General features: G+C 71.8%; 25 protein-coding genes. 13 read left to right on the forward strand and 12 right to left on the reverse strand.

Annotated features, from left to right (window positions below):
- The first annotated feature begins 117 nt into the window (after positions 1-117).
- Positions 118-1,206: a hypothetical protein gene (locus ACWD4O_RS04790; RefSeq protein WP_451277416.1), complete on the forward strand. Its 1,089-nt coding sequence runs from the start codon at positions 118-120 to the stop codon at positions 1,204-1,206.
- A gap of 89 nt (positions 1,207-1,295) precedes the next feature.
- Here ACWD4O_RS04790 and ACWD4O_RS04795 read toward each other — a convergent pair whose 3' ends face one another.
- A complete protein-coding gene (locus tag ACWD4O_RS04795; RefSeq protein ID WP_451277418.1) occupies positions 1,296-2,558 on the reverse strand; it encodes a L,D-transpeptidase in 1,263 nt (420 codons plus the stop codon).
- 216 nt (positions 2,559-2,774) lie between these two features.
- Positions 2,775-3,134, reverse strand: a complete 360-nt coding sequence (locus ACWD4O_RS04800; protein ID WP_450948110.1) for a hypothetical protein — start codon at positions 3,132-3,134, stop codon at positions 2,775-2,777.
- A gap of 109 nt (positions 3,135-3,243) precedes the next feature.
- On the opposite strand from ACWD4O_RS04800, the gene ACWD4O_RS04805 reads away from it, so the two are divergent.
- The gene (locus ACWD4O_RS04805) at positions 3,244-3,627 is read left to right on the forward strand and encodes an LPXTG cell wall anchor domain-containing protein (RefSeq protein ID WP_451277420.1); all 384 of its coding nucleotides are present in this window, start codon (positions 3,244-3,246) and stop codon (positions 3,625-3,627) included.
- A 42-nt stretch (positions 3,628-3,669) separates the two neighbouring features.
- Positions 3,670-4,458, forward strand: coding sequence for a hypothetical protein (locus ACWD4O_RS04810; RefSeq protein ID WP_451277422.1), 789 nt, complete (start codon positions 3,670-3,672; stop codon positions 4,456-4,458).
- Positions 4,459-4,524: 66 nt separating this feature from the next.
- Here the strand turns inward: ACWD4O_RS04810 and hutH are convergent, their stop codons facing one another.
- The 3 genes from hutH to ACWD4O_RS04825 form a co-directional block, all read right to left on the reverse strand.
- The gene (gene hutH, locus ACWD4O_RS04815) at positions 4,525-6,063 is read right to left on the reverse strand and encodes a histidine ammonia-lyase (protein ID WP_451277744.1); all 1,539 of its coding nucleotides are present in this window, start codon (positions 6,061-6,063) and stop codon (positions 4,525-4,527) included.
- A gap of 76 nt (positions 6,064-6,139) precedes the next feature.
- Positions 6,140-7,288, reverse strand: a complete 1,149-nt coding sequence (locus ACWD4O_RS04820; RefSeq protein ID WP_451277424.1) for a diguanylate cyclase domain-containing protein — start codon at positions 7,286-7,288, stop codon at positions 6,140-6,142.
- 130 nt (positions 7,289-7,418) lie between these two features.
- Entirely contained in the window at positions 7,419-8,231 is an 813-nt protein-coding gene (locus ACWD4O_RS04825; protein WP_450948106.1) for an enoyl-CoA hydratase/isomerase family protein, read from the reverse strand.
- A 209-nt stretch (positions 8,232-8,440) separates the two neighbouring features.
- Between ACWD4O_RS04825 and ACWD4O_RS04830 the strand changes: the two genes are divergently transcribed.
- Positions 8,441-9,109: a hypothetical protein gene (locus ACWD4O_RS04830; RefSeq protein WP_451277426.1), complete on the forward strand. Its 669-nt coding sequence runs from the start codon at positions 8,441-8,443 to the stop codon at positions 9,107-9,109.
- Here ACWD4O_RS04830 and ACWD4O_RS04835 read toward each other — a convergent pair.
- A complete protein-coding gene (locus ACWD4O_RS04835) occupies positions 9,106-10,254 on the reverse strand; it encodes an adenylate/guanylate cyclase domain-containing protein (RefSeq protein ID WP_451277428.1) in 1,149 nt (382 codons plus the stop codon). The genes ACWD4O_RS04830 and ACWD4O_RS04835 overlap by 4 nt on opposite strands.
- Positions 10,255-10,424: 170 nt before the next feature.
- Positions 10,425-11,291 (reverse strand): biotin--[acetyl-CoA-carboxylase] ligase, encoded by an 867-nt coding sequence (locus ACWD4O_RS04840; RefSeq protein WP_451277430.1) that lies wholly within the window; start codon positions 11,289-11,291, stop codon positions 10,425-10,427.
- 110 nt (positions 11,292-11,401) lie between these two features.
- On the opposite strand from ACWD4O_RS04840, the gene ACWD4O_RS04845 reads away from it, so the two are divergent.
- The 4 genes from ACWD4O_RS04845 to ACWD4O_RS04860 all read left to right on the forward strand — a co-directional run bounded on the left by ACWD4O_RS04845 (position 11,402) and on the right by ACWD4O_RS04860 (position 14,096).
- Positions 11,402-13,015, forward strand: coding sequence for an acyl-CoA carboxylase subunit beta (locus ACWD4O_RS04845; RefSeq protein ID WP_451277432.1), 1,614 nt, complete (start codon positions 11,402-11,404; stop codon positions 13,013-13,015).
- A 9-nt stretch (positions 13,016-13,024) separates the two neighbouring features.
- Positions 13,025-13,234 (forward strand): acyl-CoA carboxylase epsilon subunit, encoded by a 210-nt coding sequence (locus tag ACWD4O_RS04850; protein WP_451277434.1) that lies wholly within the window; start codon positions 13,025-13,027, stop codon positions 13,232-13,234.
- Positions 13,235-13,332: 98 nt separating this feature from the next.
- Positions 13,333-13,461 carry a morphogenic membrane protein MmpB gene (gene mmpB / locus ACWD4O_RS04855; protein WP_451277436.1) on the forward strand — a complete coding sequence of 43 codons (129 nt, stop codon included), beginning with the start codon at positions 13,333-13,335 and terminating at the stop codon, positions 13,459-13,461.
- A gap of 29 nt (positions 13,462-13,490) precedes the next feature.
- The gene (locus ACWD4O_RS04860) at positions 13,491-14,096 is read left to right on the forward strand and encodes a Maf family protein (RefSeq protein WP_451277438.1); all 606 of its coding nucleotides are present in this window, start codon (positions 13,491-13,493) and stop codon (positions 14,094-14,096) included.
- Here ACWD4O_RS04860 and ACWD4O_RS04865 read toward each other — a convergent pair.
- A complete protein-coding gene (locus ACWD4O_RS04865; RefSeq protein ID WP_451277440.1) occupies positions 14,065-14,595 on the reverse strand; it encodes a hypothetical protein in 531 nt (176 codons plus the stop codon). The two genes, ACWD4O_RS04860 and ACWD4O_RS04865, sit on opposite strands and share 32 nt — an antisense overlap.
- 307 nt (positions 14,596-14,902) lie before the next feature.
- Here ACWD4O_RS04865 and ACWD4O_RS04870 point away from each other — a divergent pair, with 307 nt between their 5' ends.
- Positions 14,903-16,675, forward strand: coding sequence for an acetyl/propionyl/methylcrotonyl-CoA carboxylase subunit alpha (locus tag ACWD4O_RS04870; RefSeq protein WP_451277444.1), 1,773 nt, complete (start codon positions 14,903-14,905; stop codon positions 16,673-16,675).
- 220 nt (positions 16,676-16,895) lie between these two features.
- Here the strand turns inward: ACWD4O_RS04870 and ACWD4O_RS04875 are convergent, their stop codons facing one another.
- The gene (locus tag ACWD4O_RS04875; RefSeq protein WP_451277446.1) at positions 16,896-17,867 is read right to left on the reverse strand and encodes a DeoR/GlpR family DNA-binding transcription regulator; all 972 of its coding nucleotides are present in this window, start codon (positions 17,865-17,867) and stop codon (positions 16,896-16,898) included.
- Positions 17,868-18,067: 200 nt separating this feature from the next.
- Entirely contained in the window at positions 18,068-19,516 is a 1,449-nt protein-coding gene (locus ACWD4O_RS04880; RefSeq protein WP_451277448.1) for an NAD(P)H-quinone dehydrogenase, read from the reverse strand.
- A 97-nt stretch (positions 19,517-19,613) separates the two neighbouring features.
- On the opposite strand from ACWD4O_RS04880, the gene ACWD4O_RS04885 reads away from it, so the two are divergent.
- From ACWD4O_RS04885 to ACWD4O_RS04900, 4 genes are all read left to right on the forward strand, one after another.
- On the forward strand, positions 19,614-20,051 hold the full coding sequence (locus ACWD4O_RS04885; protein ID WP_351908833.1) for a gamma-glutamylcyclotransferase: 438 nt from the start codon (positions 19,614-19,616) through the stop codon (positions 20,049-20,051).
- A gap of 53 nt (positions 20,052-20,104) precedes the next feature.
- Positions 20,105-20,386, forward strand: a complete 282-nt coding sequence (locus ACWD4O_RS04890; protein WP_451277451.1) for a type II toxin-antitoxin system RelE family toxin — start codon at positions 20,105-20,107, stop codon at positions 20,384-20,386.
- 97 nt (positions 20,387-20,483) lie between these two features.
- A complete protein-coding gene (locus ACWD4O_RS04895; protein WP_450950853.1) occupies positions 20,484-21,308 on the forward strand; it encodes a purine-nucleoside phosphorylase in 825 nt (274 codons plus the stop codon).
- 144 nt (positions 21,309-21,452) lie between these two features.
- Positions 21,453-23,084, forward strand: a complete 1,632-nt coding sequence (locus ACWD4O_RS04900) for a phospho-sugar mutase (RefSeq protein WP_451277453.1) — start codon at positions 21,453-21,455, stop codon at positions 23,082-23,084.
- A 20-nt stretch (positions 23,085-23,104) separates the two neighbouring features.
- Here the strand turns inward: ACWD4O_RS04900 and ACWD4O_RS04905 are convergent, their stop codons facing one another.
- Together ACWD4O_RS04905 and ACWD4O_RS04910 are read right to left on the reverse strand one after the other, a co-directional pair.
- The gene (locus tag ACWD4O_RS04905) at positions 23,105-23,986 is read right to left on the reverse strand and encodes a phosphate ABC transporter ATP-binding protein (RefSeq protein ID WP_451277455.1); all 882 of its coding nucleotides are present in this window, start codon (positions 23,984-23,986) and stop codon (positions 23,105-23,107) included.
- Between the two features lie 21 nt (positions 23,987-24,007).
- Positions 24,008-24,955, reverse strand: a complete 948-nt coding sequence (locus tag ACWD4O_RS04910) for a sortase (RefSeq protein ID WP_451277457.1) — start codon at positions 24,953-24,955, stop codon at positions 24,008-24,010.
- Positions 24,956-24,976 lie beyond the last annotated feature (21 nt).

Raw genomic sequence — 24,976 nt, forward strand, 5'->3', positions numbered from 1 at the left:
GCCTACAGAGCCCACCGGCCCACGCCACGCCCCCCACCCGGACCCGTACGGTTGCTCGATCCGCGCACCGGATCGACAATGGGGACAGGGGTGTTCTGCCGGCGCCGGGAGCGATCGATGGCAGCCAGAACTCCACCCCCCGACACTCCGGACGGCGACGGCGACATCGCCGTCCACCAGAACTCGTCCTGGGCGCAGCGAACCACGGCTCATGTCGCCGATCTGCAAGGGCAGCTCAACAGGCTGAAGCGGCATGCCGCCGCCGGCGACGGACTCGACACCTGGTACGTCAAGAAGGCCGAGTCCCATCTCCGGGCGGCCCGGGAGGCACTGGTCAGAAGAAGGTTCCGGCAGCGTTTCTCGGGCAGAGCCACGGACCGGGCGCTGGCGAACATGCACGAGGCCGAGGTCGCGCTCGTGCGCCTCGTCCCGGCGGCCGCGCTCCACGGGAAACTCCTGCCCGTCCTCGTCCAGGCGCGTCTGCATCTCGATCCGAAGGACGTGCGTCTGCAGCGACTGGAGCGACTGTACTCCCGCCCGCGCGACGCCCAAGTCACCGAGAGCGACCGGGAGTTGCTCGCGCAGACACTGCACGGCGCCTACCAGGCCGAGGAACGGGAGCGGGCCAAGGTACGCAGCTTCATCGCCATCATGTCGGCGGCGACCGCCGTCATGGCCCTGATAGCCGTCGGCTTCGCCCTGTGGGCCCTGACGGATTCGCAGGACGTCGGAGAACGCTTCTGCTTCCCGATGAACGCCGACGATCCGAACGCCGAACCCACCGTCTGCCCGCTCGGGGACGAACCGTCCTGGCAGGGCGTCTGGTTCATCGAGTTCTGCGGACTGCTCGGCGCCGCGGTCGCCGGGGCGATCTCCCTGCGCGAGGTCCGGGGGACCGCCGGTCCCTACCGGGTGGCCACCGGACTGCTCCTGCTGCGGCTGCCCGTCGGGGCGCTCACCGCCGTCATCGGGATCATCCTGCTCAGCGGCCGGTTCTTCCCGGGGCTCACCGCTCTCGACACGTCCACTCAGATCGTCGCGTGGTCCATCGCGTTCGGCATTCTCCAGGAGCCCGTGACCCGTGCCGTCGACCGGCAGGGCCAGTCCCTGCTGGAGAACGTCAGGACCCCCGGGCGCGAACCGGGGAACGGCGCCGAAGGGCGGGCCCGCAAGCGGCGGTCCCGGCCGCGCCGACGCCGCGACTGAGGGGGCCGTGCGAGGCGTCACATGCGGAAGGCGGCCGCCTCGCGGGCGACCGCCTTCACCTCATCGTCGAACTCGGGGAGAGTCGGGCCTCAGACGGCCGAACCCGCCTTCCACTGCGCCCAGTCCATGTTCCAGCCGTTGAGGCCGTTGTCCGGCGACACCGTCTTGTCGCCGGTGTTGGAGACGACCACGACATCGCCGACCATCGAGTTCGTGTAGAACCAGTAGCCCGCGCTGCCCGTGTCGTTGGCGCCCTTGGTGTCGGACAGGCCCACACAGCCGTGGCTGGTGTTCACCGAGCCGAAGACGGACTTCGCGCCCCAGTAGTTGCCGTGCACGAAGGTGCCGGAGTTGGTGAGGCGGATGGCGTGCGGCACGTCCTTGATGTCGTACTCGCCCTTGCCGTCGTCGTCGGTGAAGCCCACGGTCGCGCCGTTCATGCGCGTCTCCTTGAACATCTCCGACATCACCATCTTGCCCTCGTACGTCTTGTTGTCGGGCGAGCCGGCGGAGATCGGGATGGTCTTGATGGTGGCGCCGTTGTGCGTGACCTTCATCTGCTTGGTCTTCGCGTCGACGTAGGAGACCTGGTTACGGCCGATCTTGAAGGTGACGGTCTTCTGCTGGACGCCGAAGACACCGGAGGCGCCCTCCACTCCGTCGAGCGCGAGCTTCAGCGTGACGGTGGAGTTCTCCTTCCAGTAGTCGTCCGGACGGCAGTCCATGCGCTGGGTGGAGAACCAGTGGCAGACGACCTCCTGGCCACTGGTGGAGGTGACCGTGACGCCCTTCTGGACGGCGGCCTTGTCGGTGATCGCCTTGTTGAAGTTGATCGACACGGGCATGCCCACGCCGACGGTCGAACCGTCCTCCGGCGTGAAGTTGCCTATGAAGCTGTTGTCCGGGGAGACCGTGGTGAAGGAGGCGTTCTCGTGGGCCTCGAGGCCCGCCGAGTCCGTCGCGCTGGCCGCCACCTTGTAGGTGGTGGAGCGCTCCAACTGGGCGTTCGGCTTCCAGCTGGTCTTGTCGGCGGAGAGGGTCCCCTCGACGGCTGTGCCCTCGCCGGTGGTCATCGTCACCTGGGTGAGCGTGCCCTTGCTCACCGTGACGGCCGCCGAGTTGTTGATGGAGGCGTTGTCCGAGCCGTCCGCGGGTGTGATCTTGATCTGGGCCTCGGAGGACTTCTTGGCCGCCGCCTCGTCCGCCTTGGCCTGCGAGGAGCTGCCCCCGCCGTCCGAGGCGTCGCTGTCACCGCCGGAACACGCAGAGAGCACCAGAACACCGCCGAGCAGTGCGGACGCGGCCACAAGACCCCGACGCCGCCTACTGTCCGTCATCACACGCTTCTCCATCGTTGCCGTTAACAAAACCCCGAGATCCCCGTTAAGAATCTTCAACGCTACGACCGCTTCTTCCCGTTCCACGTTTTCCGAAGGTGTGGGGCACGCCACGTTCGCGGCGTTCATGGTGCAGGTATCGAATGGTGCGGGTGTCGGTTCGTGCGTCTGCTGAGACGACGAAACCCCGGCCGGCGGTTGCCGTCCGGGGTCACGAATTCCCCAAGACGTTCAGCCGATGCCGCGTGCGTCGTCGCCGTCCGCCTCTTCATCCTCGTCGACATCATCGTCGTCGAGGTCCCACTCCGGCGAATCCGGGTCGTAGTCGACGCGTTCACTGGACCAGGAGGCCTGCTGGAGTTCCACCCCGGGCACCTCTCCGATCAGGTCGAACGGGTCGACGAGATAGGCGAGAGCCTCCGCAGTGTCTTCCGTCACAGCGCCCTCGGCATGCGCGCGCTCGTCGTCCGCGACCTCCGCGTCCTCGGCGAGCCTGCGCAGCGCCGCCTTCGTGACGGCGTCCTCGTCATGAACTTCGACAAGAATTTCCACTCGAACCCGTACATAACGTGATGTCTCTTCAGTGCTCATGGCCGGAGCGTACGGCTCACAGCTCCCGCAACTTTCCCGCGACCCGCGCCTTTCATTAGCATCGGGCCACACGGCCAATTCGCCAGCGCCACAAGGGGATAGATATTCCGTGTCATCCGCTCGCCGTCCGTTGCTGACCGCCACCGCCGCGGGGACCCTGCTGGGTGCCCTGTGGTTCGTCCCGTCCGCCAACGCGTCCCAGGACACACCGGCCAGAACGGAGCCGACGACGCAGGTCACGACCCAGGCGCGGACCGCGTCGACCACCACGACCGAGACGACGACGCGCACGACGTCGACCGATACGACGACCGACACAGCGACCGATGCGACGGCCGAGCAGGCGGCCCGGACCACGAGCGACGACGGCACCCGGCTCGCCGACACCGGAAGCTTCGACACGACCCCCTACGTCGTCGGCGGGACCACGCTTCTCGCCCTGGGTGCCGGCTTCGTGGTGTATTCCATTCGTCGTGAACGTCTGGGTTTTTGAATTGATTTGACTCTTCTTTGACAGGCTCTTCATAGTTCGCTCATGAAGAGAACCTCGGGGGCGCGGCTGTGCGCCACTGCCGCGATAGGCGCACTTTCGCTCTCCCTCCTCACCGGCTGCGGGGACGACGGATCGGACTCCGCCGACGCCAAGGACTCCAAGTCCTCCGCGTCCGCGTCCACCTCCTCGTCGGACCCGGCCGCGAAGGCGCTCACCTCCGCCGAACTGGAGAAGCTGCTGCTCGCCCAGGGCGAGGCGAAGGGCTTCAAGGTCGACTCGGGGGACGACACCCTTCCGAAGTCCAAGACCCAGGTGAAGACCGACAAGCCGGCCTGCGACCCGCTCGCCTGGGCCACGGCCGCGCTCCCCCCGGGCGACACGACCGCGAACGCGAGCAACAGCGTCAGCGAGGACAAGGCGTCGACGGCCACCGCAGCGCCCGAGGACCTCGAGGCCGCCTTCGACATCGACCTGACGTTCGTGGGCCTGTCCTCCTACGAGGGCGACGGCGCCGAGAAGGCCATGAAGGCCGTCTCCGACGGCATCACCGCCTGCGCCGGGGGCTACGGCCTCTCGGCCGACAGCGAGAACACGAAGGTCGTCAAGGTCGCCGCGGAGAAGGCCTCCGGGACGGGCGACGAGTCGCTCGCGTTCACCGAGGACGTCGACATGGACGGCGCGGGCACGGCCACCTTCCACACCGAGGTGGTGCGCAAGGACAACATCCTCGCCACTTTCTACACGGTGAACTTCGCCGCGTTCGAGAAGGGCGGCGACATGGGCGACGTCCCGGCGGCCCTCATCACCGCGCAGGTCGCCAAGCTCAAGTAGCCCGCACGACGGGCGAGAAGACACCGGGGCCCTGCCGTAGCTCCCTACGGCAGGGCCCCGCCCATGTCACCGCAGCGGCCCGGTGACCGTCTCCACGGCCTCCACCAGCCGCCCGTCGCGGACGAACGTGTCCGCCGCCGCGAGATCGGGCGCGAGGAACCGGTCCGGGCCGGGGCCCTGGACGCCCGCCCTGCGCACGGCCTCGATGACCGCGCGGGTCGCCGGCGCGGGCGTCAGCCCCTCGCGCAGCTCCACGCCGCGCGTGGCCGCGTACAGCTCGACGGCGATGACGCGCGTCAGGTTGTCGATCGCGGTGCGCAGCTTGCGGGCCGCGGACCAGCCCATCGACACATGGTCCTCCTGCATGGCGGAGGACGGGATCGAGTCGGCGGACGCCGGGACGGCCAGCCGCTTCAGCTCGCTGACCAGCGCTGCCTGCGTGTACTGGGCGATCATCAGACCGGAGTCGACGCCGGGGTCGTCCGCGAGGAACGGCGGGAGGCCGTGGCTGCGGTTCTTGTCGAGCAGCCGGTCGGTGCGGCGCTCGGCGATGGAGGCGAGGTCGGCGACGGCGATCGCGAGGAAGTCCAGGACGTAGGCGACCGGGGCGCCGTGGAAGTTGCCGTTGGACTCGACGCGCCCGTCGGGCAGCACGACCGGGTTGTCGACCGCCGAGGCCAGCTCCCGTTCGGCGACGAGCCGGGCGTGGGCCATGGTGTCGCGGCCGGCGCCGGCCACCTGCGGGGCGCAGCGCACCGAGTAGGCGTCCTGGACGCGGGGCGCGTCGTCCTGGTGGTGGCCGGTGAGCTCCGAACCCGCCAGCACGGCCAGCATGTTGGCGGCCGAGGCGCCCTGCCCCGGGTGCGGGCGGATGGCGTGCAGCTCGGGGGCGAGGACCTTGTCGGTGCCCAGCAGCGCCTCCAGGCTGAGCGCGGCCGTGACGTCCGCGGACTTGTAGAGCATCTCCAGGTCGGCGAGGGCCATGACCAGCATGCCGAGCATGCCGTCGGTGCCGTTGAGGAGCGCCAGGCCCTCCTTCTCGCGCAGTTCGACGGGGGTGATGCCGTGGGCGGCGAGCAGCTCGCCGGCGGGCCGTACGACGCCGTCCGGGCCCTCCGCGTCCCCTTCGCCCATCAGGGTGAGGGCGCAGTGCGAGAGCGGGGCCAGGTCGCCGGAGCAGCCGAGCGAGCCGTACTCGTGGACGACCGGGGTGATGCCGGCGTTCAGGATGTCGGCCATGGTCTGCGCGACCTCGGGCCGCACACCGGTGTGCCCGGAGCAGACGGTCTTCAGCCGCAGGAACATCAGCGCGCGGACGACCTCCCGCTCCACCCGCGGGCCCATGCCGGCGGCGTGCGAGCGGACGATGTTGCGCTGCAGCTGGGTGCGGAGTTCCTGGCTGATGTGCCGGGTGGCGAGCGCGCCGAAACCGGTGGAGACGCCGTAGACGGGCTCGGGCTTGGCCGCCAGCGCGTCCACGATCTCGCGGGCCGCGGCGAGGGCCGCGACCGCCTCTTGGGAGAGCTCGATCCGCGCGCTGTCGCGCGCCACGGCGAGCACGTCGGACGCGGTCACCCCGGACGTCCCCACCACCACAGTGTGCATATCCATATTCAGGAGCGTACGCAGTGAAGACGAGGATGTCACGAGTGGGGTGCCCGTTCGCCCCTTACCGAATTGGTCACGGCCGCCCCCGGAACCGTCTCCGCTCGCCGGTCGTCGCCCGCTCGCCGGGAGGCTCGTCGGCGAGGCGTACGACCGGGTCGTCGGGACCCTGCCGTCCGGCGACCACCGGCCGGGCGGCCCGTACGGCCTTGGCCCGGTACTGGGCGGCGTCGGCCAGCCGGAACAGCCGGCGGGCGGAGCGCACGGGCCCGATGGGGTCCTCGGTGGAGGCGACCCCGCAGGCGACGCCCTCGCCGAGCTCCAGCTCGCCGGCCCGGCGGCAGAGGTCGTCGGCGACCTTGACGACGTCGTCGGCGGGCGGCCCGACCGCCAGCAGGCAGAACTCGTCCCCGCCGAGCCGCGCGGCCAGCGCGCCGGGCAGCATGGCCCCGCACAGCGACAGCACCGATCCGAACCGCTCCAGGAGCCGGTCCCCGACGGCGTGCCCGAGGGTGTCGTTGACCCGCTTCAGCCCGTTGAGGTCGCACACGACGAGGCTGACGACGACCCCCTGCGCACGGTGCCGCTCCACCGCCTCCTCCAGCCGTACGTCGACGGCCCGGCGGTTGGCCAGGCCGGTGAGAGCGTCGGTGAAGGCGAGCCGGCGGGCCTCCTCCAGCCGCTCGGTCTGGGCGAGCCCGGCGGCGACGACCGCGGCGAGGACGGTGGCGAAGTCGGCGTCGGCCCGGTCGAAGACGGGCGTGCCGGCCGAGCGCGCGACATACAGCTCACCCCAGGCCCGGCCGTGCAGCACGATCGGCGCGACCACACAGGAGCCGCGGCCCCGGCGGCGCAGCGCGGCGACCCGCTGCTGGCAGTAGCCGGGGCGCCCGGCGGCGAGCCCGTGGGCGGTCTCCACCCAGGCGTTGGGCTCGCCGCCGGACGCCCAGCGCTCGTGCAGGAACTCGGTGATCTCGGGGAACTGGTGCACGGGGTAGGCCTCGGCCTCCGGGAACTCGTCCTCGTCGGCGGCCCGGTCCCCCACGTTCACCAGGACGCGCAGCCGCCCGAGGTCACGCTCCCACACCGAGAGCGCGGCGAAGCTCCCGGCCAGCGCACGGCAGGCGCCGAGCGCGGCCGCGCGCCACGACTCGCGGGGGGTGTGCGCGGCCGCCATCCCCTGCGCGAGCGCCACCACGGCCACCAGGCGTCTGTCCTCACCCATATCCCCAGGCTAGGGACATTCAGCCCGAAAGGGGATGCGAAGAGCCACTTAGAGTGACGGGTGACTCTCCGCGCACGACTCACCCCCCGGTCACGCTCACTCCCCGGTCACACTCGCCCCCCGGTCACACTCACTCCCCCGGCCACTGCGGCTTCCGCTTCTCGTTGAACGCGGCCACCCCCTCCGCCCGGTCCCCCGAGAAGGCCACCGACCGCCACGCGGCGTCCTCGACCTCGAGCCCGGCCCGCAGGTCGAGGCCCTGCCCCAGCCGCAGCGCCCGCTTGGCCGCCCGCAGCCCCACCGGCGAGTTGCCGCCGATCCGCGCGGCCAGCGCCAGCGCCTCCGCCCGGTCCCGCCCCTCCTCCACCAGGACGTCCACCAGCCCCAGCTCCCGCGCCTCGGCCGCCTCCACCCGACGGGCCGTGAAGATCAACTCGGCCGCCCGGGCCGCCCCCACCCGGCGCGGCAGCAGCTGTGTCCCGCCGCCGCCGGGGATCACGCCCACCGACACCTCGGGCAGCCCCACCACGGCCGTGCCGTCCGCCACGATCAGATCGCAGGCCAGCGCCAGCTCGAACCCGCCGCCCAGCGCGAACCCGTGCACCGCCGCGACCGTGGGCACCGCCAGCTCCAGCACCCCGGTGTACGCCCCGCGCGCGAGCGGCCGCTGCCGCAGCAGTTCGGCGTCGCTGAAGGAGTTCCGCTCCTTCAGGTCGGCGCCGACGCAGAACGCCCGCTCGTGCGTCGAGGTCAGCACGACCACCCGGACGTCCCGGTCCTCGCCCAGCGCCGCGCACGCCCCGGCGATCGACCGGGCCATGTCGGTGGAGACGGCGTTCATGGCCTTCGGCCGGTCCAGGGCCAGCTCCGCGACGTGCCCGCCGTCCCCGTGCCGCCGCACCAGCACGAACTCCCCGAACCGCTCTTCGCCGACTCCGCTCACGACACCCTCCGGTTAACGACGGTTAACAACTGCCGTCCGATCATCCCAGCCGGGGCGCGCGAGCGAAAGAGCGAACCGGTCCCCGAAAACAGCCCCGCCCACCCGTTCGAGTGACATCCCGCCCAACTCCCCCCGCACCGCTCACGGGAGCGCATAACGTGCGTCCGCCCCGGCGCATCGGGGGCGCGACCGCATCGGGAAGGGAAACGATGACGAGCACCCGGACCGGGCACGACGACACGGCGGCTCAGGACGTGGCGGGACCGGTGGAGGCCGACCGGCCGTGGGCCCCGCGCGCCCGGGGCCGGCATCGCCGCCCCCGCCCCCGCAAGGTGCTGTTCGCCGCGGGCGGCCTCGCGCTGGCGGCCGGGGTGCTGAGCCTCGTCCGGCTGACCCCCGATCCGGGCGGCGCCGGCGGTCTCGGCACGGTCGAGGCCGAGCCGCAGCCCGACCCGGTCGCGAGCACGGCGGACGACATCGGCGGCGACCCGGACACGGAGGCGGACCGGGGCACCGGCCGCTCGGCCGACGCGGAGGACATCGTCGCGGTCAGTCCCACCGCGCCCAGCGCCATGGGCGGGGCGAGCGCCGGCCCGACACCCGGGCCCGGTCTCCTCCCGGGCGCCCCCGGCTCCCCGACGTCCGTCGCCCTCACCCCGGGCGCCACCTACACCCCGGCCGCCCCCGCGGCGACGCCCGCACCGCACGCCCCGCCACCCGCCGCCGCGGCGACGAAGGCTCCGCAACCCCCGCAGCCGGCCCCGACCACCGCCGCCCCGGCGCCCGCACCCCAGCCCGAGAACCCCGAGACCCCACACCGGCCGACCGTCTGCGTCCCGATCATCGGCCTCTGCGTGGACCCGCTGGTGACGCGCTAGTCCACGGTGTGGCGACGGGTGAGGAGCCAGGGTTCGACCACTCCCAGGCCGCGCACCGGGCGCTGCCACATCGGCTGCAGTGCGAAGCGGTACGTGGGCGGCTCCTCGCCCTCCTTCTCGGCGGCGGCCGCCTCCTCCGCGGCCTCCGCCTCCGAGGCCGGGGCGTCGCCGGTGCGGATCAGCTCCTCGGCGAAGGCACTGTCGACGAGGACGGCGTCCCGAGGAGCTATCGACGTCAGCCGCGAGGCCAGGTTGACGGTCGTGCCGAAGACATCGCCCATCCGTGTGGTGACCGTGCCGAAGGCCATGCCGACGCGCAGCTCGGGCATCGTCTCGTCGTTGCTCATCGTCTCGACCAGCAGCAGCGCGATGTCGGCGGCGGTGCCCGCGTCGTCGGCGGCGTACAGCACCTCGTCGCCGAGGGTCTTGATCAGCCGTCCGCCGCGGGCGGCGACCAGGTCGGCGGAGGTGGTCTCGAAGGCCTCGACCAGCTCGCCGAGTTCCTCCTCCTCCATCCGCCGGGTCAGCCGGGTGAAGCCGACGAGATCGGCGAAGCAGACGGCGAGCCGACGGTCGACCATCTCCTCGTCGTCCGCGGCCTGCACGACCCGCCCGGCGGACGCGGCGAGCTGCCGGCGCCAGACATAGACGAGGAACTCCTCCAGCTCGGGCAGGAGCAGCTCGACGATCGGGTACGTGACCTCGGTGCGGGTCATGCCCGGCTCGGGCGGCTCGGTCAGACCCTCCAGGAAGGAGTCGATCTGCCATTCCGCCAGTCGGGCGGTGGTCTGCCCGGTGGACCGCGCCACCTGCACGGCCATCGCCTCGCTCAGCAGGCCCGCCTCGACGAGACCGGCCAGCCGCCGCAGGGCGAGGACGTCGGCCTCGGTGAGCGCCCTGGCCTGTCCGATGTCGGCGAAGCCCATGGCCCGCCAGAACCGCGAGGCCAGCTCCATGGAGACGCCGGCGCTGCGGGCGGCCTGAAAGGGGGTGTAGCGCCGCTCGGCGCCGAGGATGAGCTGTTCGAGGCGCAGCGCGAGAGGATGCGGGTCCTCTCCGGGGTCGCCCGGTTCGCCGGGTTCAGCGGCCGGCAGGTTTACCCGGCCGTCCGCGCCCGCGCCGGAGCCCGTGTCGTCGACGGTCACGCCTGCTGCCCTTCCGATCTTCCGCGGTCAGGTATCGACCGGCCTCAACTCTACGGCAGGTGTGCGCCAGCTCACTCCGTTCGGTGCCGGCCGGGAACATGTTGCCCGGCGTTCCTGTCAGACGGGGACCGACCGGGGAAAATGCGGAAAAGATGCGGCTTCCTGCAGCCTCAGGCCGGCCGCAGATGCACGATGTCACCCGCGCCCACCGGCTGCTGCACGCCTTCCTCCGTAGCGATCACGAGTCTGCCGTCGCCGTCCACCGCCACCGCCTCTCCCACCAGGGACCGGTTCCCCGGCAGCTCGGCCCGTACCGTTCGTCCCAGCGTGGCGCACCCGGCCGCGTACGTCTCCTGCAGACCGCTCGCCACGGGGTCGCCGCCGGCGGTCCGCCAGCGCCCGTACCACTCCTCCAGCGACCGCAGGACGCCGCGCAGCAGCGGGTCGCGGTCCGTGGCCACCGCGCCGGCCAGGGCGAGCGAACCCGCCTGCGGCACCGGGAGTTCGTCCGCGCGCAGCGAGACGTTGACGCCGACGCCGACGACCACCGCGTCCTCCCCGGCACGCTCCGCGAGGATGCCGCCGGCCTTGCGTTCCTCGCCCCCGACGGTCACCAGGAGGTCGTTGGGCCACTTGAGTGCCGTGTCGACGCCCGCCGCCCGGGACAGGCCCGTCGCCACGGCGACCCCGGTGAGCAGCGGCAGCCAGCCCCAACGGGCGACCGGCACCTCGCTCGGGGTGAGCAGCACGGAGAAGAACAGCCCGGAGCGTGGCGGCGCCGTCCACTGCCGGTCCAGGCGGCCCCGGCCCGCGGTCTGTTCCTCGGCGACGAGGACCGCGCCCTCGCCCGCCCTGCCCGCGCTCGCCGCCGCCACGAGGTCGGAGTTGGTGGACCCGGTCCGCTGCACCACATCCACCTGTGACCACAGCCCGCCCTCCCGCACCAGCGCCCGGCGCAGGGTCGGGGCGTTGAGGGGCGGACGGTCCAGATCGGACCACCGGCTGCCGCCTGCGTCTGCTGCATCTCGCGGTGTCATGCAAGCCACCCTAGGTGTGTTCAACGCCGCACTGCCGATCGGTAGGGCCCCCACTACTCTACGGATGAGTAACCGTCCCCCCTTTTGAGCAGGCAGGGAGCCGAATCCCGATGTCCGAGCCGGAAGAGCGCCACGAGATCCCAGGGATCGACATCCACACGACCGCGGGCAAGCTCGCGGATCTCCAGCGCCGCATCGACGAAGCGACGCACGCCGGTTCGGAACGCGCCGTCGAGAAACAGCACGCCAAGGGCAAGTTGACGGCCCGTGAGCGCATCGACCTCCTCCTCGACGAGGGCTCCTTCGTCGAGTTGGACGAGTTCGCCCGGCACCGCTCCACCAACTTCGGTCTGGAGCACAACCGCCCCTACGGCGACGGCGTCGTCACCGGCTACGGCACCGTCGACGGCCGCCCGGTCGCCGTGTTCTCCCAGGACTTCACGGTCTTCGGCGGCGCGCTCGGCGAGGTCTACGGCCAGAAGATCGTCAAGGTCATGGACTTCGCGCTGAAGACCGGCTGCCCGGTCATCGGCATCAACGACTCCGGCGGCGCCCGCATCCAGGAGGGCGTGGCCTCGCTCGGCGCGTACGGCGAGATCTTCCGCCGCAACACCCACGCGAGCGGCGTCATCCCGCAGATCAGCCTGGTCGTCGGCCCCTGCGCGGGCGGCGCGGTGTACTCCCCCGCGATCACCGACTTCACGGTGATGGTCGACCAGACCTCGCACATGTTCATCACCGGCCCGGACGTCATCAAGACGGTCACCGGCGAGGACGTCGGCTTCGAGGAGCTCGGCGGCGCCCGCACCCACAACTCCGTCTCCGGCGTGGCGCACCACATGGCCGGCGACGAGAAGGACGCCGTCGAGTACGTCAAGCAGCTGCTGTCGTACCTGCCGTCCAACAACCTCTCCGAGCCCCCGGCGTTCCCGGAGGAGGCGGACCTCGCGGTCACCGACGAGGACCTGGAGCTGGACCGGATCGTCCCGGACAGCGCCAACCAGCCGTACGACATGCACACGGTGATCGAGCACGTCCTGGACGACGCCGAGTTCTTCGAGACGCAGGCCCTGTTCGCGCCGAACATCCTCACCGGCTACGGCCGCGTCGAGGGCCGCCCGGTCGGCATCGTCGCCAACCAGCCGATGCAGTTCGCCGGCTGTCTGGACATCACCGCCTCCGAGAAGGCGGCCCGCTTCGTGCGCACCTGCGACGCCTTCAACATCCCCGTGCTCACCTTCGTGGACGTCCCCGGCTTCCTGCCCGGCGTCGACCAGGAGCACGACGGCATCATCCGCCGCGGCGCCAAGCTCATCTACGCCTACGCCGAGGCCACGGTCCCGCTCATCACGGTGATCACCCGCAAGGCCTTCGGCGGCGCGTACGACGTCATGGGCTCCAAGCACCTGGGCGCCGACCTCAACCTGGCCTGGCCGACCGCCCAGATCGCCGTCATGGGCGCCCAGGGCGCGGTCAACATCCTGCACCGCCGCACCATCGCCGAGGCGACGGCGAACGGCGAGGACCTGGAGGCCGTGCGCGCCCGTCTGATCCGCGAGTACGAGGACACCCTCCTCAACCCCTACATCGCGGCCGAGCGCGGCTACGTCGACTCGGTGATCATGCCGTCCGACACCCGCCGGCACATCGTCCGCGGCCTGCGCCAGCTGCGCACCAAGCGGGAGTCCCTGCCCCCCAAGAAGCACGGCAACATCCCCCTCTAAGGAGCCGCTGTGACGATCAAGGTCGTACGGGGCAACCCGACCCCCGAGGAGCTCGCCGCCGCCCTGGCGGTCGTCCGAGCCCGCGCCGCGGCGGCATCGGCCACGCCGCCCGGCGCGGAACCCCCGAGGGACGCATGGTCCGACCCGTCCCGCATCGCAGCCCAACGCCTCCCGCACCCCGGCGAGGCGTCCTGGACCCGCACCTACTGGCCCGGCTAAAGGGGCGCGGGGAACCGCGCACAGGGGAGGAACCCCGGGTGCCGATTTGAGTACCCCTACTCAGGCACCCGGCGCTGCCCAAGCCCCACGCTGGTGGAATGCTGTGGTCCGACCCCGAGAACGAGCCCCCCAAGGAACTCCGCGACATGCAGGAGACCCTGAGACGGCTCGGCTTCTTCCTGGCGGTGGCCATGGTCGTGGCGATGATCGTCCTGGGCGTCAGGTGAGGGGCCTGCGGTCGCACTACCCTGAGCCCATGCGCAGACTCGTCCTCGCCTCCCAGTCCCCCGCCCGACTGAACCTGCTGCGGCAGGCGGGCCTCGTCCCCGAGGTGATCGTGAGCGGGGTCGACGAGGACGCCGTCACCGCCCCCACCCCCGCCGAGCTGGCGCTCGCGCTCGCCGAGGCGAAGGCCTCCGTCGTGGCCGCGAAGCCGGAGGTCAAGGGCGCCCTGGTGATCGGCTGCGACTCGGTGCTCGATCTGGACGGCGAGGCGCTGGGCAAGCCCGCGGACGCCGAGGAGGCCACCGCGAGGTGGAAGGCGATGCGCGGGCGGGCCGGGACGCTCCAGACCGGCCACTGCCTCTACGACACCCTCAGCGGGCGCTACACCTCCGCCGTCGCCTCCACCGTCGTGCGCTTCGGCGAGCCGACGGACGACGAGATCGCCGCGTACGTCGCCTCGGGCGAACCCCTCTACGTGGCGGGGGCGTTCACCCTGGACGGCCGCTCGGCCCCGTTCATCGACGGCATCGACGGCGACCACGGCAACGTCATCGGCATCAGCCTGCCCCTCGTGCGCCGGCTGCTGGCGCAACTGGGCGTCGGCATCACGGAGTTGTGGGCGCCGGCGGAGGGATGACGGGCGAGCCGCCGCCGTCGCCCCTGCCGTCCTCGGGTTCCGGGGTCGGGGCGGGGGCGGCGGGCTGCGCCTGGGCGTCGTAGGTCATCAGGAGCAGCACGATCAGGGTGAGCACGACCACCATGAACACGAACTGCGGCACGCCCAGCAGCCCCCACGCGAGGGCGCCCAGCAGCCCGTGGACCACCGCCACGCTGATCAGCAGGACCCTGCCGAGCCCGGCGGGCGCGCGGTCGCGCAGGGCCACCAGCAGGGCGACCACGCCGCACAGGGCGAAGTAGAGGCCGAAGACGATCCCGCCGACCTTCGAGGACGTCGACATCACGCCCGGGTCCATGCCCGCCAGGGACATGTCCTGCCGGTCCACCACGATGCCCATGAACCAGTTCAGCGCGGCGATGCCGAGCGCCTCGGCGAAGAGCACGACCGCCACGATCCACGCCACCGGTCTGCGAACCACCGGTCCCCACCCACTTTCGATCCTGGCTCGAGTCAGCATCCTGAACGCTACTAACGGGTAAACCGCGGGACAAGGGTTCTGCGGGCGGCAAAGAATCGTTGGGCCATTCGTAGGGACTCCACAAAGAAACGGAGTGGGCCGCAGCACGCTCTCACAGAGACCTTGACCACATGAGAGGGCTAGGGTTTCCCGCAGGAGTGCTGCGTACGGCGGTACTACAAGGGATTTCGGTGTCGAGTGAGCCTGGCATCACGCTCCGTGTGGGCAAGCTCACCTTTGGGGACGGGTCGATGAGTCGTGTCGGCAGTCCCTAAACTCGGCTTGTTTCAAGGAGGGAGCCAAAATCGTGCGCAAGGTGCTCATCGCCAACCGTGGCGAAATCGCTGTCCGCGTGGCCCGGGCGTGCCGGGATGCCGGTATCGCGAGCGTGGCCGTGTACGCCGAGCCCGACCGGGACGCTCTGCACGTCCGGGCGGCGGACGAGGCGTTCGCCCTGGGCGGTGACACTCCGGCGACCAGCTATCTCGACATCGAGAAGGTGCTGAACGCGGCGCGGGAGTCCGGCGCCGACGCCGTCCATCCCGGCTACGGCTTCCTCTCGGAGAACGCCGACTTCGCCCAGGCCGTCCTGGACGCCGACCTGATCTGGATCGGCCCGCCCCCGCAGGCCATCCGCGACCTCGGTGACAAGGTCGCCGCCCGGCACATCGCCCAGCGGGCCGGCGCGCCGCTGGTCGCCGGCACCCCCGACCCGGTCTCCGGAGCCGACGAGGTCGTCGCCTTCGCCGAGGAGCACGGGCTGCCGATCGCGATCAAGGCCGCCTTCGGCGGCGGCGGCCGCGGTCTCAAGGTCGCCCGCACCCTCGAAGAGGTCCCCGAGCTGTACGAGTCCGCGGTGCGCGAGGCCGTGGCCGCGTTCGGGCGCGGCGAGTGCTTCGTCGAGCGCTACCTCGACAAGCCCCGCCACGTGGAGACCCAGTGCCTGGCCGACTCCCACGGCAACGTGGTCGTCGTCTCCACCCGTGACTGCTCCCTCCAGCGCCGCCACCAGAAGCTGGTCGAGGAGGCCCCGGCGCCGTTCCTGTCCGAGGCCCAGGTCGCCGAGCTGTACTCCTCCTCCAAGGCCATCCTGAAGGAGGCCGGCTACGTCGGCGCCGGCACGGTGGAGTTCCTCGTCGGCGTGGACGGCACGATCTCCTTCCTGGAGGTCAACACCCGGCTCCAGGTCGAGCACCCGGTCACCGAGGAGGTCGCCGGCATCGACCTCGTGCGCGAGATGTTCCGCATCGCCGACGGCGAGGCCCTCGGCTACGGCGACCCGGTCCTGCGCGGCCACTCCATCGAGTTCCGCATCAACGGCGAGGACCCCGGCCGCGGCTTCCTGCCCGCCCCCGGCACGGTGACCACGTTCGCCCCGCCCACCGGCCCCGGCGTCCGCCTGGACGCGGGCGTCGAGTCCGGGTCGGTCATCGGCCCCGCGTGGGACTCCCTGCTGGCCAAGCTGATCGTCACCGGCGCCACCCGGCAGCAGGCGCTCCAGCGGGCCGCCCGCGCGCTGGCCGAGTTCCAGGTCGAGGGCATGGCCACCGCCATCCCCTTCCACCGCGCGGTCGTCACCGACCCGGCGTTCGCCCCCGAGCTCACCGGCTCCGCGGGCCCGTTCACGGTCCACACCCGCTGGATCGAGACCGAGTTCGTCAACGAGATCCCGGCCTTCGCCGCCCCCACGGACGCCGAGACCGAGGACGACACCGACCGCGAGACGATCGTCGTCGAGGTCGGCGGCAAGCGTCTGGAGGTCTCCCTCCCGGTCTCGCTCGGCATGTCCCTGGCCCGCACCGGCCTCGCGGCGGGCGCCAAGCCCAAGCGCCGCGCGGCCAAGAAGTCCGGCCCCATGGCCTCCGGCGACACCCTCGCCTCCCCGATGCAGGGCACGATCGTCAAGATCGCCGTCGAGGAGGGCCAGGAGGTCAAGGAGGGCGACCTGATCGTCGTCCTCGAAGCGATGAAGATGGAGCAGCCGCTGAACGCGCACCGCTCCGGCACCGTCAAGGGCCTCGCGGCCGAGGTCGGCGCGTCCATCACATCGGGCGCAACGATCTGCGAGATCAAGGACTGACCCCGAGATCAACCAAGTCGAGGCGCCCGGCAACCCCGGGCGCCTCGCCGCATTCCCCCATCAGCCGACCGGGCACCTGCCTTTCAGCCTGCCGGGCGTCTGCTTCCCAGCCCGCCCGGCGATGGCATTTCAGCCCGTCCGGCGTTTGAGGACAAGGCCCGTTTCAGGGCCGAAGCGGGGGTCTGGGGGCGGCAGCCCCCAGGAGCCGTGGACCCGCGCGTCAACGACGGCGCAGGTCCGCGACCCGCGCCCGCTCCCCGCCAGGAGCAGCCTCACCCAGCCCCGAAGCCGCGCGCAGCGCGCCCGCGCCCGCGCCCGGCAGCTGCCCCCGGCGCGGAGCCGGCAGCGGTACGTCCCGACGCTGCTGTTGCTGGTGGCGCGCCGGGACCGCTTCACCCCCCTGGCTTCCCGCCGCCCCGGCCACGGCGATCTGCACCCCCTGGTCGGCCAGGGCCTGCAGTTCGGTGGCGGCGCGGTCGTCGTGCGCGGGCGGCTCGTCGGTCACCAGACGGGTGATGAGATCCGTGGGCACGGTCTGGAACATGGTGTCGGTGCCGAGCTTGGTGTGGTCGGCGAGGACGACGACCTCGGCAGCCGCCTGCACCAGCGCCCGGTCCACGGACGCCGACAGCATGTTGGACGTGGACAGCCCGCGCTCGGCCGTCAGTCCGCTCCCGGAGAGGAAGGCCCGCGACACTCTGAGCCCCTGCAGGGACTGCTCGGCGCCGCTTCCGACGAGGGCGTAGTTGGAACCGCGCAGGGTGCCGCCGGTCATCACGACCTCGACCCGGTTTGCATGGGCCAATGCCTGGGCCACCAGAAGGGAATTGGTGACGACGGTCAGTCCGGGCACCCGGGCGAGCCGGCGGGCCAGCTCCTGGGTGGTGGTTCCCGCCCCGACCACAATGGCCTCGCCCTCTTCGACGAAGTTGGCGGCGAGGTCCGCGATGGCGGTTTTTTCGGCGGTCGCGAGATGGGATTTCTGCGGAAAGCCGGACTCTCGCGTGAACCCGCCCGGCAATACCGCACCGCCATGCCGGCGGTCGAGGAGTCCTTCTGCCTCCAGTGCGCGCACGTCCCGCCGCACGGTCACTTCGGAGGTCTGGACGACGCGGGCGAGTTCACGGAGCGACACGGCCCCGTTCGCTCGCACCATTTCGAGGATCAATTGACGACGTTCTGCAGCGAACACGAAACTGACAGTAACGCGGACGACCGTCTGCTTTCAGCTCTTTGCGCCGAATAGTAGAAGTTGTTCGCACAGGGGGACGGGAGGTGGTATAGGGCCCGCTTCCGAAGATGACGTGCCGTCAACTCGTCCGCGACCCGCCGTCAACCGTCCGTCAACTCCCCGCGCCCGACGGGGAGTCGAAACGGTTCTGCGCCGGGCCGTCAGGCCTCGCCCGCCGCCTTGCGCGTGTGCAGCTGACGCGCGACCTCCGCGATCGACCCCGAAAGGGACGGGTACACGGTGAACGCGTTCGCGATCTGTTCGACCGTCAGATTGTTGTCGACGGCGATCGAGATGGGGTGGATGAGTTCCGAGGCGCGCGGCGACACGACCACACCGCCGACGACGATGCCCGTGCCGGGCCGGCAGAAGATCTTGACGAAGCCGTCGCGGATGCCCTGCATCTTGGCGCGCGGGTTGCGCAGCAGCGGCAGCTTGACGGCCCGTGCGTCGATCTTGCCGCCGTCGACGTCGGCCTGGGTGTAGCCGACGGTGGCGATCTCGGGGTCGGTGAAGACGTTCGAGGAGACGGTCTTCAGGTTGAGCGGGGCCACCGCGTCGCCGAGGAAGTGGTACATGGCGATCCGGCCCTGCATGGCGGCGACGGAGGCCAGGGCGAAGACGCCCGTCACGTCACCGGCCGCGTAGACGCCGGGGGCGGTGGTGCGGGAGACCTTGTCGGTCCAGATGTGGCCGGACTCGCGGACCCGGACGCCCGCCTCCTCCAGCCCCATCCCCTCGCTGTTGGGGATGGCGCCGACCGCCATCAGGCAGTGCGAGCCGGAGATGACCCGGCCGTCGGACAGCGTCACCTCGACCCGGTCGCCGACCCGCTTGGCGGACTCGGCGCGCGAGCGGGCCATGACGTTCATGCCGCGGCGGCGGAAGACGTCCTCCAGGACGGCGGCGGCGTCCGGGTCCTCGCCGGGCAGCACGCGGTCGCGGGACGACACGAGGGTGACCTTGGAGCCGAGGGCCTGGTAGGCGCCGGCGAACTCCGCGCCGGTCACACCGGAGCCGACCACGATGAGCTCCTCGGGGAGCTCGGCGAGGTCGTAGACCTGGGTCCAGTTCAGGATGCGCTCGCCGTCGGGCTGGGCGTCCGGCAGCTCGCGCGGGTGGGCGCCGGTGGCGAGCAGGACCGCGTCGGCGACGAGGGTCTCCTCGGTGCCGTCGGCGGCCGTGACCACGACCTTGCGGGAGCCGTCCAGGGCCTGCATGCCCTCGAGCCGGCCGCGGCCGCGCAGCACCCGGGCGCCGGCCCGGGTGACGGAGGCGGTGATGTCGTGGGACTGGGCGAGCGCGAGGCGCTTCACCCGTCGGTTGACCTTGCCGAGGTCCACCCCGACGACCCGGGCCGTCTGCTCCAGCGGCGGGGTGTCGTCGGCGACGATGATGCCCAGTTCCTCGTACGACGAGTCGAAGGTGGTCATCACCTCTGCCGTGGCGATAAGAGTCTTCGACGGCACGCAGTCGGTCAGCACCGACGCCCCGCCCAGACCGTCGCAGTCGACGACGGTCACCTCCGCGCCGAGCTGCGCGGCCACCAGGGCCGCCTCATAGCCGCCGGGTCCGCCACCGATGATCACGATCCGAGTCACATGCCCCATTCTCCCGCACGGCCGACGGTGATACCGCCCCGGGGGCGGGGCGAGGCCGCACTGTTACGGGAGTGACGCGTGCGCGGGCTGCCGTACTCTCCTCTACATGTCGCTCTACGCCGCGTACGCCGGCAACCTCGACGCGCGGCTGATGACCCGCCGTGCTCCCCACTCGCCGCTGCGCGCCACCGGCTGGCTGAACGGGTGGCGGCTCACGTTCGGCGGGGAGCAGCTGGGCTGGGAGGGTGCGCTGGCCATGGTCGTGGAGGACCCCGCCGCGCAGGTCTTCGTCGCGCTGTACGACGTCGCCCCCATGGACGAGGACTCGCTGGACCGCTGGGAGGGCGTCGGCCTGGGCATCTACCGCCGCGCCCGGGTCCAGGTCCACACGCTGGACGGGACGGAGTCCGCCTGGATGTACGTCCTCGACGGCTACGAGGGCGGCCTGCCCTCGGCCCGCTACCTCGGCGAGATCGCCGACGCGGCGGAATCCGCGGGTGCGCCCCACGATTACGTGATGGAGCTGCGGAAACGACCCTGCTGAGGACACCCGCCCATAGAATCGGTCCCGGATCGACTGACCACCGGGAGGACAGGATGACCGGCAGGACCGCCTACACGGTCTACTACACCGAGCAGGCAGCGGTGGCACGCGACGAGCTCGACGCACAGCAACGCGCCGCGTTCGACAAGGGCATCACCATGCTCACCGCCGATCCCTTTCCCGAGTTGTCCCGGCCCATAAGCTCCACGGGCGACGACCGGACGATCCGGCTGACGCAGAACATCCTCATCGAGTACACGGTCAGTGTGGGGCGGCTGTTGATCTTCGTCGTCATGGTCTTCAACGACAAGGACATCTACGTCACCGGCGAGTGACGGCCCCGGCCCTCGTTGGAAACGACAAGACAACGATCGCCTTCCGGTGGGCTCTGTCATCTACGCGCGTAGGCCGGAACCGGCTACCCTCAGTCGCGTGAACGCATCTCTTCTCCCGGACGACATCCAGGGCGACCCCCACGCCGCCGCCGACGCCGCGGCCGCGCGCCTGCGCGAACTGACCGGCGCCGAGACCCACGACGTCGCCCTCGTGATGGGCTCCGGCTGGGCGCCGGCCGTGGACGCCCTCGGCGCTCCCGACGCCGAGTTCCAGGTCACCGAGCTGCCCGGTTTCCCGCCGCCGGCGGTGGAGGGGCACGGCGGCAAGGTCCGCTCGTACCAGATCGGCGAGAAGCGGGCCCTGGTCTTCCTGGGCCGCACGCACTACTACGAGGGCCGTGGTGTGGCCGCCGTCGCGCACGGGGTCCGTACGGCGGTGGCGGCCGGCTGCAAGACGATCGTGCTGACCAACGGCTGCGGCGGCCTGCGCGAGGGCATGCGCCCCGGCCAGCCGGTCCTGATCAGCGACCACATCAACCTCACGGCGACGTCCCCGATCGTCGGCGCGAACTTCGTCGACCTCACGGACCTGTACTCGCCGCGGCTGCGCGCGCTGTGCAAGGAGATCGACGACACGCTGGAGGAGGGCGTCTACGCCCAGTTCCCCGGCCCGCACTACGAGACTCCCGCCGAGATCCGGATGGCCCGGGTCATCGGGGCGGACCTGGTGGGCATGTCCACGGTGCTCGAAGCGATCGCGGCGCGGGAGGCGGGCGCCGAGGTCCTCGGCATCTCCCTCGTCACCAACCTCGCCGCCGGTATGACGGGTGAGCCGCTGAACCACGAAGAGGTTCTCCAGGCCGGGCGTGACTCGGCGACCCGGATGGGGTCGCTGCTGACCCAGGTGCTGGGAAGGCTGTAGGCATCGGTTCCGCCGGTGTCCGGGGGCTGCCGCCCCCAGGCCCCCGCTTCGGCCCTGAACGGGCCTCGTCCTCAAACGCCGGACAGGCTGGATGATGCCGACCGGCGCCGACAGAGCAGCCGCCCAAGAGAAGGTTGACCGACCGTGCACGACGATCTCATCGCCCGGGCCCAGACCTGGCTCGCCGAGGACCCCGACCCGGAGACCCGCGAGGAACTCGCCGAGCTGCTGGCCGCCGGAGACGTCGCCGAACTCGCCGGGCGGTTCAGCGGCACGCTGCAGTTCGGCACCGCCGGGCTGCGGGGCGAGCTGGGCGCCGGGCCGATGCGGATGAACCGTTCCGTCGTCATCCGCGCGGCCGCCGGTCTCGCCGCGTACCTGGACGCCACGGGGCAGCGCGGCGGGCTCGTCGTGATCGGCTACGACGCCCGTCACAAGTCCGCCGACTTCGCCCGCGACACCGCCGCCGTGATGACGGGCGCCGGGCTGCGGGCCGCCGTGCTGCCGCGCCCGCTGCCGACCCCCGTCCTGGCGTACGCCATAAGGCACCTCGGCGCGGTCGCGGGGGTCGAGGTCACCGCCAGCCACAACCCGCCGCGCGACAACGGCTACAAGGTGTACCTGGGCGACGGTTCGCAGATCGTGCCGCCCGCCGACGCCGAGATCGCGGCCGAGATCGACGCCGTCCGCTCCCTGGCCGACGTGCCGCGCCCGGACGGCGGCTGGGAGATCCTCGACGACGCCGTCCTCGACGCCTATCTGGCCCGCACGGACGCCGTCCTCGCCCCGGGCTCGCCCCGCACCGCCCGGACCGTCTACACGGCGATGCACGGCGTCGGCAAGGACGTCCTGCTCGCCGCCTTCGCCCGCGCGGGCTTCCCGGCGCCGGTCCTCGTCGCCGAGCAGGCCGAGCCCGACCCGGACTTCCCGACCGTCTCCTTCCCCAACCCGGAGGAGCCGGGGGCCATGGACCTGGCCTTCGCGACGGCCCGCGACAGCGGACCCGACCTGATCATCGCCAACGACCCGGACGCCGACCGCTGCGCCGTGGCCGTCCCGGACGGCGAGGACTGGCGGATGCTGCGCGGGGACGAGGTCGGCTCGCTGCTCGCCGCCCACCTCGTGCGGCGCGGGGCCACCGGCGTGCTCGCCGAGTCGATCGTCTCGTCCTCGCTCCTCGGCCGGATCGCCGAGAAGGCCGGGCTGCCCTACGAGGAGACCCTCACCGGCTTCAAGTGGATCGCCCGCGTGGACGGCCTGCGCTACGGCTACGAGGAGGCCCTCGGCTACTGCGTGGACCCCGAGGGCGTCCGCGACAAGGACGGGATCACCGCCGCGCTGCTCATCACGGAGCTGGCCTCCGAGCTCAAGGAGGCGGGCCGCACCCTCCTCGACCTGCTCGACGACCTCGCCGTGGAGCACGGGCTGCACGCCACCGACCAGCTCTCGGTGCGGGTGGAGGACCTGTCGGTCATCGCCGACGCCATGCGACGACTGCGCGAGCAGCCGCCCGCCTCCCTCGCGGGGCTCGCCGTCACCCGCGCCGAGGACCTCACCCGGGGCACCGAGACGCTCCCGCCCACCGACGGCCTGCGCTACACCCTCGACGGCGCGCGGGTGATCGTCCGGCCCAGCGGCACCGAGCCGAAGCTGAAGTGCTATCTGGAGGTCGTGGTGCCGGTGGCCGGGCACTCGGGTCTGCCCGAGGCCCGCGCCGCCGCCGACGTCCTCCTCGCGGCGATCAAGCGGGACCTGTCGGCGGCCGCGGGCATCTGAGTCCGTGCGCTTGCGGCCGCCTAGCCGAAGCGGCCGTTGACGTAGTCCGAGGTGCGCGGGTCCTGCGGGCTGTCGAACATGGCGTTCGTGGGGCCGTGTTCGACGATCGCGCCGGGGGTGCCCTGCTCGGCGAGGAAGAACGCGCAACTGTCGGAGACCCGGGCCGCCTGCTGCATGTTGTGGGTGACGATCACGATCGTCACCTCTTCGGCGAGCTCGTGGATCGTCTCCTCGATGCGCCGCGTCGAGGTCGGGTCGAGCGCCGAGCACGGCTCGTCCATGAGCAGGACCCTCGGGCGCACGGCCAGCGAGCGCGCGATGCACAGGCGCTGCTGCTGGCCTCCCGAGAGTGCGCCGCCGGGCTGGCGCAGGCGGTCGCGGACCTCCTTCCACAGGCCCGCCTTCGTCAGGCACTCCTCGACGAGCGTGTCCTTGGCGTCGCGGCCGGCCTTGATGCCGCCCAGCTTGAGACCGGCGGTGACGTTCTCGTAGATCGACATCGCCGGGAAGGGGTTCGGCTTCTGGAACACCATGCCGATCTCCCGGCGGGCGTGGGTGATGCGCCGCCCGCGGTCGTAGATGTCGTCGCCGTCGAGCAGCACCCGGCCCGCGAGGGAGGCGGAGCCGATCAGCTCGTGCATGCGGTTGAGGATCCGCAGGAAGGTGGACTTGCCGCAGCCGGACGGGCCGATCAGCGCGGTGACCTTGCGGGCGGGCATGGTGAGCGAGACCTGTTCCAGGACCTTGTGGTCGCCGAACCAGGCCGAGATGGAGTCGGCCTCCAGGGTGGCCGGGTTGCCGCCGCCCGCGCGGGTGCGGGCCGGCTCGCCCGGTCGGACGCTCTCCAACTTGAGCGTGGGGCCCGGGATTTCGTCGACGAGCGTGTCGGGCGTCTCGGACATGTCGGGTGAACTCCTCGTCGATCAGAGCAGGTTGGGCAGCAGTCGGGTGGCGGCGCCGGAGACCGCGAGGCCCAGGGCGGCCAGGACGGGCACGGCGACGATCCAGGTCTGCCAGCGGCCCCACACGCGGTAGGCGGCCATGGTGAGCAGGGCGGCGAGCAGCAGCGCCTGCGACCAGAGGAACACCGGGAGCCAGGCGGCCTTCTCGCTGCCCAGCGCCTTCTCGGACTCGTCGAGCCAGCCGAGGGTGAGCGGGCGGGGCGGGGCGGGCTGCGCCGCGCTCGTCAGGGTCGCGTCGACGAGGACCGTGCCGGAGGGGGTGTAGGGGCCGCCGGCGGCGGTGATGAGCATCAGCCGCCCCTGGCCCTGGCGGAGCGCGGGCGGCAGCGGGTCGCCCTGGCGGCGGACGCCGGAGACGGTGTAGACGGCGGTGCCCTGACCGGTCGTCACCCGGATCTCGGCGCCGACCGGCAGCTGGTGGATGTCGTTGAACGGGCTGCCGTACCCCCACTGGCGGCCCATGATCACGCTGGTGCCGGCCTGTCCGGGCAGCGGGGTGTCCCGGCGGTGGCCGGGGCCGGACATCAGCACCCCGGAGGCGGTGCCCTCGGCGACGACCTCCTTCAGGCCCAGCGCCGGGATCCGCAGCAGGGCCACGGGCGCGCCCGGCGTCACCATGTCGCCCTCGTACGTCCGCTGTCCCACCGGCGCGATGCCGAGGGCGAGTTGGCGGCGCAGCTCGTCGTAGGCGGTCTGCTGGTCGCGGGCGTGCTGGAGGTGGCCGACGATGGTCAGGTTGGCCGCGAAGCCGAGCAGCAGGGCGGCGAGCACGCACAGCGCGGCGCCGGCGAAGGCGAGGCCGGCGCGCTCGCCCCGGGGCGGCCGGGAGGCGGGCGCCGGATCGGGCTCGGGCGAAGGCGCCGGCGCCGGCGTCGCCTCGGCCGGCGGGGGCGGGGACAGCACGGTCACGGACAGCGCTCCTGTGAAGTG

The sequence above is a fragment of the Streptomyces sp. NPDC002623 genome, from assembly GCF_053592635.1.

What these genes read in the sequence shown, in the direction of transcription:
- ACWD4O_RS04790 (WP_451277416.1), top strand. Translation starts at nt 118, where the DNA reads ATGGCAGCCAGAACTCCACCCCCCGACACTCCGGACGGCGACGGCGAC.
- ACWD4O_RS04795 (WP_451277418.1), bottom strand. Translation starts at nt 2,558, where the DNA reads ATGGAGAAGCGTGTGATGACGGACAGTAGGCGGCGTCGGGGTCTTGTG.
- ACWD4O_RS04800 (WP_450948110.1), bottom strand. Translation starts at nt 3,134, where the DNA reads ATGAGCACTGAAGAGACATCACGTTATGTACGGGTTCGAGTGGAAATT.
- ACWD4O_RS04810 (WP_451277422.1), top strand. Translation starts at nt 3,670, where the DNA reads ATGAAGAGAACCTCGGGGGCGCGGCTGTGCGCCACTGCCGCGATAGGC.
- hutH (WP_451277744.1), bottom strand. Translation starts at nt 6,063, where the DNA reads ATGCACACTGTGGTGGTGGGGACGTCCGGGGTGACCGCGTCCGACGTG.
- ACWD4O_RS04820 (WP_451277424.1), bottom strand. Translation starts at nt 7,288, where the DNA reads ATGGGTGAGGACAGACGCCTGGTGGCCGTGGTGGCGCTCGCGCAGGGG.
- ACWD4O_RS04830 (WP_451277426.1), top strand. Translation starts at nt 8,441, where the DNA reads ATGACGAGCACCCGGACCGGGCACGACGACACGGCGGCTCAGGACGTG.
- ACWD4O_RS04840 (WP_451277430.1), bottom strand. Translation starts at nt 11,291, where the DNA reads ATGACACCGCGAGATGCAGCAGACGCAGGCGGCAGCCGGTGGTCCGAT.
- ACWD4O_RS04845 (WP_451277432.1), top strand. Translation starts at nt 11,402, where the DNA reads ATGTCCGAGCCGGAAGAGCGCCACGAGATCCCAGGGATCGACATCCAC.
- mmpB (WP_451277436.1), top strand. Translation starts at nt 13,333, where the DNA reads ATGCTGTGGTCCGACCCCGAGAACGAGCCCCCCAAGGAACTCCGCGAC.
- ACWD4O_RS04860 (WP_451277438.1), top strand. Translation starts at nt 13,491, where the DNA reads ATGCGCAGACTCGTCCTCGCCTCCCAGTCCCCCGCCCGACTGAACCTG.
- ACWD4O_RS04865 (WP_451277440.1), bottom strand. Translation starts at nt 14,595, where the DNA reads ATGCTGACTCGAGCCAGGATCGAAAGTGGGTGGGGACCGGTGGTTCGC.
- ACWD4O_RS04880 (WP_451277448.1), bottom strand. Translation starts at nt 19,516, where the DNA reads ATGGGGCATGTGACTCGGATCGTGATCATCGGTGGCGGACCCGGCGGC.
- ACWD4O_RS04885 (WP_351908833.1), top strand. Translation starts at nt 19,614, where the DNA reads ATGTCGCTCTACGCCGCGTACGCCGGCAACCTCGACGCGCGGCTGATG.
- ACWD4O_RS04890 (WP_451277451.1), top strand. Translation starts at nt 20,105, where the DNA reads ATGACCGGCAGGACCGCCTACACGGTCTACTACACCGAGCAGGCAGCG.
- ACWD4O_RS04905 (WP_451277455.1), bottom strand. Translation starts at nt 23,986, where the DNA reads ATGTCCGAGACGCCCGACACGCTCGTCGACGAAATCCCGGGCCCCACG.